This is a genomic window from Niastella caeni, from assembly GCF_004834005.1.
Taxonomy (GTDB): domain Bacteria; phylum Bacteroidota; class Bacteroidia; order Chitinophagales; family Chitinophagaceae; genus Niastella; species Niastella caeni.
The window spans coordinates 1-14,769 of record NZ_STFF01000013.1 but is presented as its reverse complement, the minus strand read 5'-3'; the positions used below and the strand labels follow the sequence as shown (position 1 = coordinate 14,769).

At 41.8% G+C, this 14,769-nt stretch carries 9 protein-coding genes; 5 read left to right on the top strand and 4 right to left on the bottom strand.

From position 1 onward, the window contains the following. Window position 1: 1 nt before the first annotated feature. Window positions 2-7,504, bottom strand: a complete 7,503-nt coding sequence (locus tag FAM09_RS28275; protein ID WP_136580532.1) for an MBG domain-containing protein — start codon at window positions 7,502-7,504, stop codon at window positions 2-4. A gap of 306 nt (window positions 7,505-7,810) precedes the next feature. On the opposite strand from FAM09_RS28275, the gene FAM09_RS28270 reads away from it, so the two are divergent. After that, complete coding sequence (locus FAM09_RS28270) at window positions 7,811-8,461, top strand: endonuclease III domain-containing protein (protein WP_136580531.1); 651 nt, start codon at window positions 7,811-7,813, stop codon at window positions 8,459-8,461. On the opposite strand, the gene FAM09_RS28265 is transcribed toward FAM09_RS28270, so the two are convergent. Beyond that, a complete protein-coding gene (locus FAM09_RS28265; protein ID WP_136580530.1) occupies window positions 8,458-9,495 on the bottom strand; it encodes a PH domain-containing protein in 1,038 nt (345 codons plus the stop codon). The genes FAM09_RS28270 and FAM09_RS28265 overlap by 4 nt on opposite strands. Before the next feature lie 133 nt (window positions 9,496-9,628). Next, the gene (locus tag FAM09_RS28260; protein WP_136580529.1) at window positions 9,629-10,204 is read right to left on the bottom strand and encodes a hypothetical protein; all 576 of its coding nucleotides are present in this window, start codon (window positions 10,202-10,204) and stop codon (window positions 9,629-9,631) included. A 622-nt stretch (window positions 10,205-10,826) separates the two neighbouring features. Between FAM09_RS28260 and FAM09_RS28255 the strand changes: the two genes are divergently transcribed. From FAM09_RS28255 to FAM09_RS28245, 3 genes are all read left to right on the top strand, one after another. Further along, window positions 10,827-11,402: a hypothetical protein gene (locus tag FAM09_RS28255; protein ID WP_136580528.1), complete on the top strand. Its 576-nt coding sequence runs from the start codon at window positions 10,827-10,829 to the stop codon at window positions 11,400-11,402. Window positions 11,403-12,087: 685 nt separating this feature from the next. Continuing rightward, window positions 12,088-12,897 carry a sensor histidine kinase gene (locus FAM09_RS28250; protein ID WP_136580527.1) on the top strand — a complete coding sequence of 270 codons (810 nt, stop codon included), beginning with the start codon at window positions 12,088-12,090 and terminating at the stop codon, window positions 12,895-12,897. Between the two features lie 9 nt (window positions 12,898-12,906). Continuing rightward, window positions 12,907-13,578: a response regulator transcription factor gene (locus FAM09_RS28245; RefSeq protein ID WP_136580526.1), complete on the top strand. Its 672-nt coding sequence runs from the start codon at window positions 12,907-12,909 to the stop codon at window positions 13,576-13,578. 32 nt (window positions 13,579-13,610) lie between these two features. On the opposite strand, the gene FAM09_RS28240 is transcribed toward FAM09_RS28245, so the two are convergent. Continuing rightward, window positions 13,611-14,318 (bottom strand): hypothetical protein, encoded by a 708-nt coding sequence (locus tag FAM09_RS28240; RefSeq protein ID WP_136580525.1) that lies wholly within the window; start codon window positions 14,316-14,318, stop codon window positions 13,611-13,613. A 249-nt stretch (window positions 14,319-14,567) separates the two neighbouring features. Between FAM09_RS28240 and FAM09_RS31165 the strand changes: the two genes are divergently transcribed. Beyond that, on the top strand, window positions 14,568-14,769 hold a 202-nt coding region (locus FAM09_RS31165), incomplete at its 3' end, for a hypothetical protein (RefSeq protein ID WP_208025671.1).

Below are 14,769 nucleotides of genomic sequence, written 5' to 3'. Positions count from 1 at the left end.
CTTATAGCTTAACTAATTTTATCTGTTTCATATTATTTCCCTGCCTTACTTCAAGATAGTAGAAGCCTGATCGATACGATTGCCCTAATTGCAAGGTCCCTTCCGGAACAGTTTCACGATATTCTATTACCCTACCCTGCACATCTACTACCCGCACACTTATTTTTCCTGCAGACCCCTTAATATTGATGTTAAAGTAATCCGAAGCAGGATTGCCAAATACTTTCACTGCAAATGAATTAACAACAGCAGGTATTTCTTCTGGTTGTGCAACACGTGCCGTTGAAGTGTATGAAGTGCCTGATGCCGTACTTCGCACTGATACGTTTCCACCACCCAGATTCTGTAAAGCCGTTTGTACACCACTCCAGTTGCTGGAGAAGATCACCTGGGAAGTACCGGGATTCATGAGCAATATACTCACCTGATCATCCTGACCGCCTTTAGACACATCATTCATTTTAACGGTAAGGTCCATATTACCACCCATCGGGATCGGGCTCAATGGGTTGGTGATATCGCTGTAATTTGCCTTGGTATTGAAATAAGCCGGCGTACCGCTCGAGGTAGCATTTGAAACAACCAGGGTATTCACCGCATTGCTTTTCACCTGGTAGATCCTGCCGTTGCTACGTATAATAATATTGCACTGCCCTTTCAGGTTAGATCCGGATTTATTATACTGCATATTAAAACCAAAGTTGGTCTTCAAAGTGGAAGTTCCGGCTATGGCACCTGCACACGAAGTATTACGCAAAAAGCCACCGCCGGTTACAAATTCAGAACCTGGGCGCGCAATGGTGATAGTAGTAGCTACATCGGAAGTTCCACCAGTATAATAATTATCTGCAATTGCATAGATCTGCAAATTGGCTCCCCCGCTCTGTTGCTCCGTATTGTTTAAAGTGTAAGTGAATGAAGTAACAACAGTGCCAACGGTTGAATCAGCGATCATGGCTGGTGTTATATTTGCAGTACCCAATATTGGGCCGGAAACAGGGTTATCTCTTCTGAAAGTAACTCTTGCATTTTTGATATTTCCCCGGTTACCATCTGCACTGGGGAACAGATCGCGGATGGTGGCACTCAGGCTCACAGTTACCGAAGTAGCAGTTGTACTCGGCAGCGAAATATAATCCTGACCAGTATACGTAATATCGGCGTTTTCCTTTGCAACAGTAAGCGAACAGGTTCCCGTATTATTACTATAGTTAAAACCATAGTTAGCATTGGGCGTATTGAAGATAGCTGTTACGATTTTAGCTCCCGGAGTCATTTGACCTGCAAGCCCTTCAACCAGTTGCTTGTTTTCTAAAACACCTACCAGGTTCATTCCTGAAACTGTTAATGGAACGGTGCCCATTGTCTGATTCCCTACTTTAAATGTTACAGAAACCGCTGCGCCATTAGCGCCGGTAACGACAGCTGCTCCGCCAGTAATAGTTGCCATAAAGGTTACTGTATCACTATATTGTTGCGTTGCAACGTTGGTGCCAACGTATGTAGTTACCGGAACAACTGCTATTGTTAATGTTGCCGGCGTATTGGCCATCGTATAATTTGTCAACCGGTTATCAGGATCGTTCAGCGTTGCTATGATCGGGTAAGGTCCGATTGGAGAAGCAGGTGTAGCTGTTGTGCTATAACTAACTGTAATATTATCGGTGGCTACTATACCGGTCACAATTGCATCCAGAACGGGAATAGGCGCACCGTACAATTTGTTTTTGTTATTAACAATAATGGTAAGTTCTCTCTTATTAATGGTAAAGTCATTATCTATGTAAGAAAGATTATAATTATTACTTAAAGCCAATGTCCCTTGCAGAATGTCATAATTACCTATGTCCTCACCGGCATCTCTTGTCAACGCACCTGAGAATGCATCTGAGAAAGCCAGGTTACCTTCAGTAATGTTATAGGTGAAAGCAGGATCGCCATCGCCATAGGTTTTATTTTTTGCATCAGCAGTTACGGTAATAGCCCGTTGGCCAATGTTAAGGTCTGCACTTACATATGAAAGATTGTAGTTGGTGTTCAACGCCAACGTTCCCTGCAGGATATCATAGTCACCTACATCTTCGCCGGGGTCTCTTGTCAACGCACCTGAGAATGCATCTGAGAAGGCCAGGCTACCTTCAGTAATGTTATAAGTGAAAGCAGGATCGCCATCGCCATAGGTTTTATTCTTCGCATCGGCAGTTACGGTAATAGCCCGTTGACCAATGGTGAGGTTTGCGCTTATATAAGAAAGATTGTAATTACCATTTAGCGCCAACGTTCCCTGCAATATATCATAATCACCTACATCCTCACCGGGGTCTCTTGTCAACGCACCTGAGAATGCATCTGAGAAAGCCAGGCTACCTTCAGTAATGTTATAGGTGAAAGCAGGATCGCCATCGCCATACGTTTTATTTTTTGCATCAGCAGTTACGGTAATAGCCCGTTGGCCAATGGTTAGGTCTGCACTTACATATGAAAGATTGTAATTACCATTTAGCGCCAGCGTTCCCTGCAGGATATCATAATCACCTACATCTTCACCGGCATTTCTTGTCAACGCACCTGAGAATGCATCTGAGAAGGCCAGGCTTCCTTCAGTAATGTTATAGGTGAAAGCAGGATCGCCATCGCCATAGGTTTTATTCTTTGCGTCGGCGGTTACGGTAATAGCCCGTTGACCAATGGTGAGGTCAGCACTAGCGTAAGAAAGGTTGTAGTTGGTGTTCAAAGCCAGCGTTCCCTGCAGGATATCATAATCACCTACATCTTCACCGGGGTCTCTTGTCAACCCACCCGTGAATGCATCTGAAAAGGCCAGGCTACCTTCAGTAATATTATAAGTGAAAGCAGGATCGCTATCGCCATAGGTTTTATTTTTTGCATCAGCAGTTACGGTAATAGCCCGTTGACCGATAGTGAGGTCTGCACTTATGTAAGAAAGATTGTAATTACCATTCAACGCCACCGTACCCTGCAGGATATCATAATCACCTACATTTTCACCGGGGTCTCTTGTCAACGCACCTGAGAATGCATCTGAGAAAGCCAGGTTACCTTCAGTAATGTTATAGGTGAAAGCAGGATCGCCATCGCCATAGGTCTTATTCTTCGCATCGGCGGTTACCGTAATAGCCCGTTGGCCGATGGTGAGGTCTGCACTTATATAAGAAAGATTGTAATTACCATTTAGCGCCAACGTGCCTTGCAATATATCATAATCACCTACATCCTCACCGGGGTCTCTTGTCAACCCACCCGTGAATGCATCCGAGAAGGCCAGGCTACCTTCAGTAATATTATAAGTGAAAGCAGGATCACTATCGCCATAGGTTTTATTCTTGGCATCGGCAGTTACGGTAATAGCCCGTTGGCCAATAGTGAGGTCTGCACTTATATAAGAAAGATTGTAATTACCATTTAGCGCCAACGTGCCTTGCAATATATCATAATCACCTACATCCTCACCGGGGTCTCTTGTCAATGCACCCGTGAATGCATCTGAGAACGCCAGGCTACCTTCAGTAATGTTATAAGTGAAAGCAGGATCGCCATCGCCATAGGTTTTATTCTTGGCATCAGCAGTTACGGTAATAGCCCGTTGACCAATGGTCAAATCAGCACTAACATATGAAAGATTGTAATTACCATTTAGCGCCAACGTTCCCTGCAATATATCATAATCACCTACATCTTCACCGGGGTCTCTTGCCAACGCACCTGAGAATGCATCTGAGAAGGCCAGGCTTCCTTCAGTAATGTTATAAGTGAAAGCAGGATCGCTATCACCATAGGTTTTATTTTTTGCATCAGCAGTTACGGTAATAGCCCGTTGGCCAATGGTTAGGTTTGCGCTTACATATGAAAGATTGTAGTTGGTGTTCAACGCCAGCGTTCCCTGCAATATATCATAGTCACCTACATTTTCACCGGGGTCTCTTGTCAACCCACCCGTGAATGCATCTGAGAAAGCCAGGTTACCTTCAGTAATGTTATAGGTGAAAGCAGGATCGCCATCGCCATAGGTTTTATTTTTTGCATCAGCAGTTACGGTAATAGCCCGTTGGCCAATGTTAAGGTCTGCACTTACATATGAAAGATTGTAGTTGGTGTTCAACGCCAACGTTCCCTGCAGGATATCATAGTCACCTACATCTTCGCCGGGGTCTCTTGTCAACGCACCTGAGAATGCATCTGAGAAGGCCAGGCTACCTTCAGTAATGTTATAAGTGAAAGCAGGATCGCCATCGCCATAGGTTTTATTCTTCGCATCGGCAGTTACGGTAATAGCCCGTTGACCAATGGTGAGGTCAGCACTAGCGTAAGAAAGGTTGTAGTTGGTGTTCAAAGCTAGCGTTCCCTGCAGTATATCATAGTCACCTACATCTTCACCGGGGTCTCTTGTCAACCCACCCGTGAATGCATCTGAAAAGGCCAGGCTACCTTCAGTAATGTTATAGGTGAAAGCAGGATCGCCATCGCCATACGTTTTATTTTTTGCATCAGCAGTTACGGTAATAACCCGTTGACCAATGGTTAGGTCTGCGCTTACATATGAAAGATTGTAGTTGGTGTTCAACGCCAGCGTGCCCTGCAGGATATCATAATCACCTACATCCTCACCGGCATCTCTTGTCAACGCACCTGAGAATGCATCCGAGAACGCCAGGCTACCTTCAGTAATGTTATAAGTGAAAGCAGGATCGCCATCGCCATAGGTTTTATTCTTGGCGTCGGCAGCTACCGTAATAGCGCGTTGGGCGATGGTGAGGTCTGCGCTTATGTAAGAAAGATTGTAATTACCATTCAACGCCAGCGTGCCCTGCAGGATATCATAATCACCTACATTTTCACCGGGGTCTCTTGTCAACCCACCCGTGAATGCATCCGAGAAGGCCAGGCTACCTTCAGTAATATTATAAGTGAAAGCAGGATCATTGTCACCATAGGTTTTATTCTTGGCATCAGCAGTTACGGTAATAGCGCGTTGGCCGATGGTGAGGTCTGCGCTTATATAAGAAAGATTGTAATTACCATTTAGCGCCAACGTTCCCTGCAATATATCATAATCACCTACATCTTCCCCCGGATCTCTTGTCAATGCACCCGTGAATGCATCCGAAAAGGCCAGGCTTCCCTCAGAGATATTGTATGTTAAAGCAGGATCGCCATCGCCATACGTTTTATTCTTGGCGTCGGCGGTTACTGTAATAGCCCGTTGACCAATGGTTAGGTCTGCGCTTATATAAGAAAGATTGTAATTACCATTCAACGCCAGCGTGCCCTGCAGGATATCATAATCACCTACATCCTCACCGGGGTCTCTTGTCAACCCACCTGAGAATGCATCCGAGAAGGCCAGGCTACCTTCAGTAATGTTATAAGTGAAAGCAGGATCGCCATCGCCATAGGTTTTATTTTTTGCATCAGCAGTTACGGTAATAGCCCGTTGGCCGATGGTTAGGTCTGCACTTACATATGAAAGATTGTAATTACCATTTAGCGCCAGCGTGCCCTGCAGGATATCATAATCACCTACATCCTCACCGGCATCTCTTGTCAATGCACCCGTGAATGCATCTGAAAAGGCCAGGCTACCTTCAGTAATGTTATAAGTGAAAGCAGGATCGCCATCGCCATAGGTTTTATTCTTGGCGTCGGCGGTTACTGTAATAGCCCGTTGACCAATGGTGAGGTCTGCGCTTACATATGAAAGATTGTAGTTGGTGTTCAAAGCTAGCGTTCCCTGCAGGATATCATAGTCACCTACATTTTCACCGGGGTCTCTTGTCAACCCACCCGTGAATGCATCCGAGAAAGCCAGGCTACCTTCAGTAATATTATAAGTGAAAGCAGGATCACTATCGCCATAGGTCTTATTCTTTTCGTCGGCGGTTACAGTAATGGCCCGTTGACCAATGGTGAGGTCTGCGCTTATGTAAGAAAGATTATAATTATTACTTAAAGCCAATGTCCCTTGCAGAATGTCATAATTACCTATGTCCTCACCGGCATCTCTTGTCAACGCACCTGAGAATGCATCTGAGAAGGCCAGGCTACCTTCAGTAATGTTATAAGTGAAAGCAGGATCGCCATCGCCATAGGTTTTATTCTTCGCATCGGCGGTTACCCTAATGGCGCGCTGGTTAATAGTCAGGGAACCATTTACATAAATAAAATTATAATTAGTAGAAACACCTCCGGCGGGGATTATTGCATAAGTACCTACAGCACTTGCTGCCGTGGCAGTACCCGATGCCGTTGGTGCAGTAGTTAACGATGTTGCGTTTTCTGCTGTTATAAAACCCGAATAACTGACAGTAAAGACGGGATTGGCTTCGCCATAAATTCTATCTTTATTGTCAGCAGTGACCGTTAAATCTGCTTTATTCACCGTTAAAGTTACGGCATTACTGGTCGTTGTTTTTGCCGGCGTACAGAATGAGGCCATGCACCGGTATTGATTTCCATTATATGACGCAGGCGGTTTTGTTAAACCAAGCGAATTTGTCGTGGCGCCTGCATACACCCCGCCATTCGAAATATTTGTCCAGGTTGTACCTCCGTTAACAGACTCCTGCCATTGATAAGTGGCACTACTGGTTTGAAAAGTAAATGAGGTATTGTTGCCATAAGTAATCGTTTGCGAAGTAGGTTGTGATGTTACTGACGGCGCAGCACACGCTAATACAGTTACAAATGGCTGCTGGTCATTTCCACTGATCTTAAGTATCGGAATATTATTGGGTGGACTAAATGCATACGTAGTAAGTTCAGATGCTTGCGTAAGAAATGTAAAATTTGTTTGAGACGCCACAATGGGATTGGTAGCCGTAAAAGTGATATCAACCCAGGGTGCAGGCGTTACATTTCCGGGCAAACCATTTCCCGAAGCTTTACACCTGATTTGACGGGTTGTGCTATTGTAACCGTTCGTAAAACCGGCAGACGTTTCAAAAACAAAAGGAGAACTTGCATTACCTGATGTTGAGATTGCCGTGGTAGCAATGCTGGTAAACCCGGTGGGAATTGAGATAGCAATAGACTTCACCGAAGCGGCCCCACCACCGTTTGATATATTCGACACCCTGATTGTGTACGAGCCACTCGCCCCTGAATTGACAGATATCGGGGATATAGTAGCGGTAAAAATATTGGCATCAGTAAAAGTTGTCTCTGCAATAAAACCCGAACTCAAACCGGTTGCTGTTACTATAAAAGATTCACCCAAATGAAAAGACTGGATAGTAAACTGATCATTCTTAATATGCCCGGTTGAATCTGCAGTTGCATACAATACAGTATTACCGTGAGTAACCGTTGAATGATCAATATCCAGTTTCACCTGCTCGCCAGGCCGCCAGCCGTCCCCTTCAATAATAACCACGTCGCCTGGCTGATAATCGGATTTATCGGTATACACTGTAGCAATAGTTTGGCTAAAAGCAGTCACAGAGCACAGCAGGGTGATAAGCATCACCATCATTCGTTTGGTATGCATAGCAGTTGTTTAGAGGTTTCAAGTACAATAGCAGTCTATCAGAGGAAATGGAGAAGTGTAGTTTTTCGAAAGATGTTTTAAGAAGGACAGGTATGGATAACAATTAGTAATAAGCGTTCTTACCAGGTGGAAAATCAGAAGTGCATGTTAATATATATAAATTTAAAAAAAGAAGTTATCTAAAACAATTAACTGACTATACTTATTATTTTTATTGGTTAGTTGACAGCGGTCAACAGCTATATACTGACGGAAATCACTAATAATATAGCCTGCTTTTGGTATATTTATAAACATAAGTGTTGTATGAAACGCTCAACTATTGATTGGCCAACTGCATTAAAGCCGCTGTTAAAAAAATATAAAAACAGAAAGCATCCCCTTGAGGCAGCCAATCCTTATCAATGGATCGTAATGGTAGAATTATCTGCACAAACAACAGATAATCTGATCAACCAAATTGCGCCTGAATTCTTTAAAGCATTTCCTGATATGCGGGCGCTTGCGAAGGCAGATGCTGAATTATTGTTCCCTTACATAAGCAAGGTCAGGAATTTCAGACATAAGGCGCAATGGCTGGTAGATACGGCCAAAAAGATAAAAAGTAATAATAAAATTCCACTTGAGATGGGATCTCTCATTGAGTTGCCAGGTATCGGTCGTAAATCGGCCAATGTGATCCGTAGGGGTTCTAATGTAAAGCCGGAAGGCATTATCGTTGATCTGCACACGATAAGAGTTGCTAACAGACTGGGTATTGTTACGACAACAACGCCGGAAAAAATAGAAAAGCAATTGATGGAATTGTTACCTAAGAACGAGTGGGACGCAGGTATGGCCATGTCGTTCCTGGGCAGGGAGATTTGCAGACCTCAACCGAAATGCCCTATCTGTTTGATGAAGAAAGTTTGTGCCTACTATAGTAAATTGAAAAGGAGCGGTGCTGTCGTTCGTTAGGTGTTGACATTGATCGCATTGGTCAGCACCTTGAATACCACCTCAGACATTTGTTTGTCGTAGAATTGCAAAAGCAACTCTGTATCATTTTTTTGCAAACCTATCCCATCAGCAAAGGTATCAAATGAATGCAATTGAGTAAATGGAATAGAAAATGATTGTTGGCTGGCAGCAAACACAACCCGCTTATTAGTTACTACAAATATCCCCGGGTGGTTTGAACTTACTTCCTCTCTAATTGGGGTGCTTCTGCTTGAACCCAGTTTGTATGATACTCCTTTCTCCACCTTAATACGTACCGGACTGCCTTTACTGACATATCCGGTTCTTGCGGCCACCAGGTTTGAGCTTATTTCCCAATACGCCATTTCATCTTTTTCCGTTACAATGGAAGGTGGTTTCAATTCAGGCAAATACCCTTGATTAAGGGCATTTAACAACGTAAGGAAATAATATTCTTCCCGCAGTTTTTTATCGATTGGGGCCTCCCGCAAATTGATACCCAGTTGTTGCGCTAATAGTTTCAACGTTTGCTGCTCTTCAACAGTTACCATTTTATCAGAAACTATTTGCTTAACTGCGTTTTCATATAAATCTGAAGCATTTCTCTGATTAATACGCTTCACCTCTTCTTCGGAAATATTCAACTCCTTTGCCAATAGCCCGATCTCCCGGATCTCTTCCTCAGTTAATTGGTTATCTGCCAGTTTTTGTTTTGAAAGATTTGTTAATGCGCCCTTTGCATACTTGCTTTTAATGGAATTAATGGCAGTATCAGACAATTGAAAATAATCCTTAATTTTTGTCAGCACCTCTTTTTCTCCATCGGTGATCGAATAATCCTGAAGGACTTCTTTCAGAATGCTTTCATAAATTTCCAATCCAAGCGATCGTAGCTTAACAGGATCAGCTTTCCTGGTAGCAGTTTTATTGTAGTTATCGAAGTGGGATTCCCAGTTTTTGTAATTGTCATTTCTAATATCCTTAATTAATTTAGACTGGGCTGAAAGACCGGGAAACAGATTTTTGAACATTGGCTGGTTTTATAAACAGGAACTAAAGATATAAAACGGGCAGAAAATTGCAAAAGGTTGTGCTTTTTTCGGGATCCTGCATTCTTTAGATTGCCCGGCTGCGACGTTTTACTATCCTGTAATAGTTTGCTGCTTAGCCAGTCTGGCTTAAAGGAATCTCATTATAGATCTTCTCCTGTATATACTTTTTATATTTTTTCAAAGCGATCAGCCGGCCGAGCAAACAACTATAGGAAGTATTATTAAAATTAAAAATACTTACATTACTACCGAAAAGTAGTGGTTGCTGATTGTTATGCTGCAGGAAATATATATCAGTATCGGGTTGTTGCTGCTTATATTGCAGGCAGGCTAATTTGACCCTTGAAATAACTTCATTGCAGGTATTTAGTTCAATTCTCCAGTATTCTCCCCTTTTCATATAATCTTCCGGCTGAAATAAAACAGATTTGTAGAGGAAGGCGAAATAATCAATCAATCCGGTGAAGCGTGTTTTCTGGCTCTTATAAAAGCAAACTTCCTCTTGTTGATTTATGAACCGGTAACCAGCAGTTATCTTTTCAATGTTAAGCCATGCCTGCATCGAAGCACCGAATCCCCACTCTATCCATTTGATTTCATCAGGTAATTGAGATTCATGAATTTGAATCTCCTGCTGAATTTTTTTGTATGTCAGCAGGCATTGTTGCAATAAGGATGAATTTTTCATGTGCCCGCGTTTAACAAAATTCATAAATTATTTTTTTTCAAAAAGTATCGGAGAAAGAAAGGGTAAGTTGAAACAAACCCCAACATTTAAATTTCATCTGGTGAAGATCAGCATTCATAAAGCACCTGGTTTTTCTGAGGATCTTTTGATCTGACGTGCTTAGCAAAGTTACACCCGGTTTACAGCGAAACATGGGGTGTAAATAGCTTAAGAAGGGGGGTAGAATGATACTAAGAATAATTTTCAGGCCAGCCGCCGGATGTGGGGTGTAAATATTTTGAATTATACCATGTAATATTGTCTGGAATGCAAAAGGCCAGGTTGGTTGACGAAGCTTTATGTTTGAAATGCAGCCTCCATAGTTAGAATGTTACGAGTTGCTACTACAACTGGCAACAGTTACATTTACCTGTACAACCTCCGATCAAATAAACGCTGGCGCATTCATATGTAAAATTGTCTTAATAAACAGGCTTCCCATTACAGCTATTTTTCCCTGTTTTAATGGCCTGAACAGATATAAATACCTGTTTTGCTTTATTACTGAAGTTCTATAATAGCAACATGTATTACCGAACCCTATTTTTGCAACCATTATCCTATTACCTAAACACACAAAAACATGAAGAATCTAACCCCGATGCTTTCAACTCTTTTACTGGTAATTGCAAGTATTGCCTGTAATAACGACCCTGGTCATGCGGCGAAAATAAATTCAATTACAGCAACGGATACGGCCTATGGTAATACAGCCGCCGACCTTGTTGATTCGGCCACCGCTGCCAAATGGCACAATGCATACAACAATATGTGGGCTAGGTTTAATATCAATGACACCGTTCCCAAGGTGCAATTCTATACGGTAAGAACACAGGATGTTGTATGGGCTATGGGCCTAGATACCAATTGGACAGCATTAAAAACGCTCACCAAAAATGAAAGCCTCCACCGTTTCATGCGCATTACGTTAGGGTATGATAGCAGCATTATGCAGATGAAAGTTTATATCCAGCCGCTAACAGGTGTTACAGTAGACAGTTCCGGAAAATTAACATCTTCCGGAACAGCGTTGTACTTTAATAATAAAGGAAAAATCAAAGCTTACGGTTCCACGTCCAAACATATTCAGGGCGATCCAGCTGATGATGGCGACAATGTTGCAGATCTTACTACTCCCTGTCCGCCTCTATGCAATTAATAAAAAACTGCATAAACATTAAAAACCAAAGCAATTAACCGGTAATAAGTTATATGCGTATTGAAATGCTACTTCCTGTATTGTCAAACCTGCCGGTTTGTATAGCAGCTGTGATGGCCATGGTTATTTACAAAAAAGCCGACCGGGCGCTGAAGTTGTTTTGCATATACATATATATATCAACTATTGTTCTTCTTACAGGTCTTGTATTATCATTGAATCATACAAACAATATGGTCCTGTTGCACATATACAGCCCGGTCGGTTTTGCATTACTGTCGTTGTTTTATCAGCAGTTACTAAAAAAAGCCATTAATAAAGAACTGTTGCCTGTTCTGGCAGTTATTTTTGTGGTATTTTCCATTGTCAATTCTATCTTCTTTCAAAGTGTTTTTACTTTTAATTCCAATGTATTAACAGTACAGTCGATCCTTATTATTATTTTAACGCTGTTTACATTTTTGGTTTCACTAAATAAAAGCGGGATTTCACTTGTAATAAAAACGAATTTAAATGCGTTAGGCTGGATCAATGCAGGATTGTTGCTATACCATACCTCCACGCTATTGGTGCTTTATTTATCAAACTATATTGCAAAGTATTATAGCTTTGAATTTAACGTATACATATGGTATCTGAACTCCGCAGCCTTTATCATAATGTATAGTTGTTTTATAATTGGCTTATGGAAACAGCGAAAGATCTATCGATAGTGACACTGCTCATACCATTCTCCATCGTATTGTTCATCATTGCAATGGGCGTTATTTTGTTGTACCAGAGTTTTCAAAAAAAACTATATATAAAAGAACTGTATAATGCTTCCATAAAAGCAAAGCAGCAGTTGGCATTGCTTGAAAATACGGTAACCGTGCAGGAGTCGGAAAGAAAGCGGATAGCTTCAGATCTGCATGATGAACTGGGGGCTATTATTTCTATGATGAAAATGAACCTGCTGTACATTTTACAAAAAGAAAAGAAAAATAAAAAAGATCCCGATCCCCAAACCATGGATGCAATGCAAAACCTTACCCGGTTAGCCGAAACAGGTTTGAATACGGTACGCCATCTCAGTCACCAGCTGATGCCCCCACAACTGGCAGCGTTCGGTTTAATCAGAACCTTGAATTCTTTTACAGACACCATTAGCCAATCCGGTAATATCCGCATTTCCCTGGAAGCACCTGATCAGCTACCTGAGTTGGAATGGATGACCACCCTGGGCCTGTACCGGGTTATTATGGAATTGATCAATAATACTTTAAAACATGCCCGGGCCGATAAAATCACCATTGAAATCGGAATAGATGATGAGCTTTTACATCTTACTTATTGGGATAACGGGATAGGCTTACCCGCCGGCAAGCCACCACAAACCGGTATGGGATTGCTAAATATAGAAGCCAGGATACATATTTTAAAAGGAACATTCAACATTCTTTGCGATCCCGGGCAACAGGGGTTCAATGCTGTTATCACCATTCCGTTTAAATAAAGATTTATCATGGAAAACAAAATAAAATTAGGTATAGTAGAAGACCAGTTACTGTTTAGGGAAGGCATAAAATCCCTATTAAAAAACTGGCATTTCTTTGATGTGGTATTTGAAAGCGCGGATGGTTTTTCTGTAATTGATAAACTAAACGCTACCAAAGATATTCCTGATGTAATGCTGGTTGACCTGTCGTTACCGCCTAATGATAAAAAAGAATTCACGGGTTCGCACCTTACGTTGGCTTTACAGGAGCATTTCCCTGCAATCAAAATCCTGATCTTAACGGTGCACAAAGACGAGGATTTTATCGTTGAACTGATCAAACATGGTGCTCATGGCTATCTGGTAAAAGATTCAGATCCTGAAGAAGTGCATGACGCTATTATTTCTGTTCACAACAAGGGCACGTATATCAATAACAGGGTGTTAACGGCTTTACAAAACAGCATGACTCATAAAGTAAAGCCTAAAAAGTTGGTGGTTAATATTTCGGCCCGGGAGCAAGAGATCTTACAACTCACCTGTCAGCAATATACCGCAGAGGAAATAGCCCGGGCGTTGTTCATAAGCGTTAAAACAGTAAACGGTCACAGGAATAACCTATTGTTAAAAACAGGATCTAAAAATGTTGCCGGCCTGGTGGTATTTGCCATTAAAAACGACCTCGTAAAATTAATATAACTATTTCACAAGCCTATTTAAGAAAGTAATATTCAGTCGCTACCATTTATAACAGAATGCAACCCGTGACAACGAATATTGTTAATTTGCCTCACCCATTCTTCCACAACCGGCAGTCCTTCGTGAACCCAGGTCGTCCAGGGCCCATTGATGGTATTGTATACTTTTTTCAGATCGATAACAATATTATTTAAGGCAGTGATTGCGCTTAATTCAAGACTTTCAATAGTCTGCAGCTGGTTTAATACCAGGTTGACCTGGTTTAATTGCTGTGTAATGGCTTCTAATTCCAATTTCAGCCATTCCAGTTCTATAAGGGTGCTGTTTATTTCTTCCATTACACCAGGTTCACTGGTATCAATTTCCCAAGACGATCCATCAGGACTGCTTAATCGTTTATTGATGGCTTCTATCATGTTGTTCAATTTTATTACCTGCTTGTGTTCAGTGATCTTTGTACTGTTGGCATGTTGCTGTAGTTGTTTAATATCCTCTGCTCCGGCCATGATTTGGTGACATAGGTTGTTGCAGGCCGAAATAACCGCAGGAAGCTGAGTTTCCTCATTGGCAATTATTATCTGGAAGAACAACTGACTGGTAATGCCTTCTTTTAATAATTCTTGCATCATTTCCACTTCAGCCAGAATGCCTTCATTAATCAGGGTTTTCCAGAAAGCGCTCCAAACAAGATCTTTCCATTGTATATACCGGCTTGCCAGTTCGGGAGTTTGAAAAATCATACCTGAAGTCAAATAAACGTTCTCTATGGCATTCATATAATTGCCGATATTGCTGTTATTCTCTCAGAAGGTTGGGGTGTTTGCATTTTTACAATGCCATGCACGCTCATCAACATTAAAGTCTGCATGCTTTTTTGGGATGTCCTATTCATGTTTCAGGTGTTAATATCCATTCGAGAATATAAAGATAGGCAGCAGCAGGAGAGGATAGCTGCATAAAAATACCTGATTTTTAAAACAGGTATTTTTATGGGTTATGCAGGCGATGAGCCCCTAAAAAACTTTCAGGAATCCAAAATTGAAGAATGCAGTGTTTTGATTCCTTGCCTCGTCCTAAAAAAACTATACACTTTAAACTTAAAATGTATGGTAGAAAACGACAAGGAACAACAATTAATTGGGCGTTATAGCACCACGGGCTTTTATGACAAACGATTTATAGCACAGGTTT

Excerpts from the sequence above, each read along its gene's own strand:
- FAM09_RS28275 (WP_136580532.1), bottom strand. The coding sequence starts at position 7,504 with ATGCATACCAAACGAATGATGGTGATGCTTATCACCCTGCTGTGCTCT.
- FAM09_RS28270 (WP_136580531.1), top strand. The coding sequence starts at position 7,811 with ATGAAACGCTCAACTATTGATTGGCCAACTGCATTAAAGCCGCTGTTA.
- FAM09_RS28265 (WP_136580530.1), bottom strand. The coding sequence starts at position 9,495 with ATGTTCAAAAATCTGTTTCCCGGTCTTTCAGCCCAGTCTAAATTAATT.
- FAM09_RS28260 (WP_136580529.1), bottom strand. The coding sequence starts at position 10,204 with ATGAAAAATTCATCCTTATTGCAACAATGCCTGCTGACATACAAAAAA.
- FAM09_RS28255 (WP_136580528.1), top strand. The coding sequence starts at position 10,827 with ATGAAGAATCTAACCCCGATGCTTTCAACTCTTTTACTGGTAATTGCA.
- FAM09_RS28250 (WP_136580527.1), top strand. The coding sequence starts at position 12,088 with ATGGAAACAGCGAAAGATCTATCGATAGTGACACTGCTCATACCATTC.
- FAM09_RS28245 (WP_136580526.1), top strand. The coding sequence starts at position 12,907 with ATGGAAAACAAAATAAAATTAGGTATAGTAGAAGACCAGTTACTGTTT.
- FAM09_RS28240 (WP_136580525.1), bottom strand. The coding sequence starts at position 14,318 with ATGATTTTTCAAACTCCCGAACTGGCAAGCCGGTATATACAATGGAAA.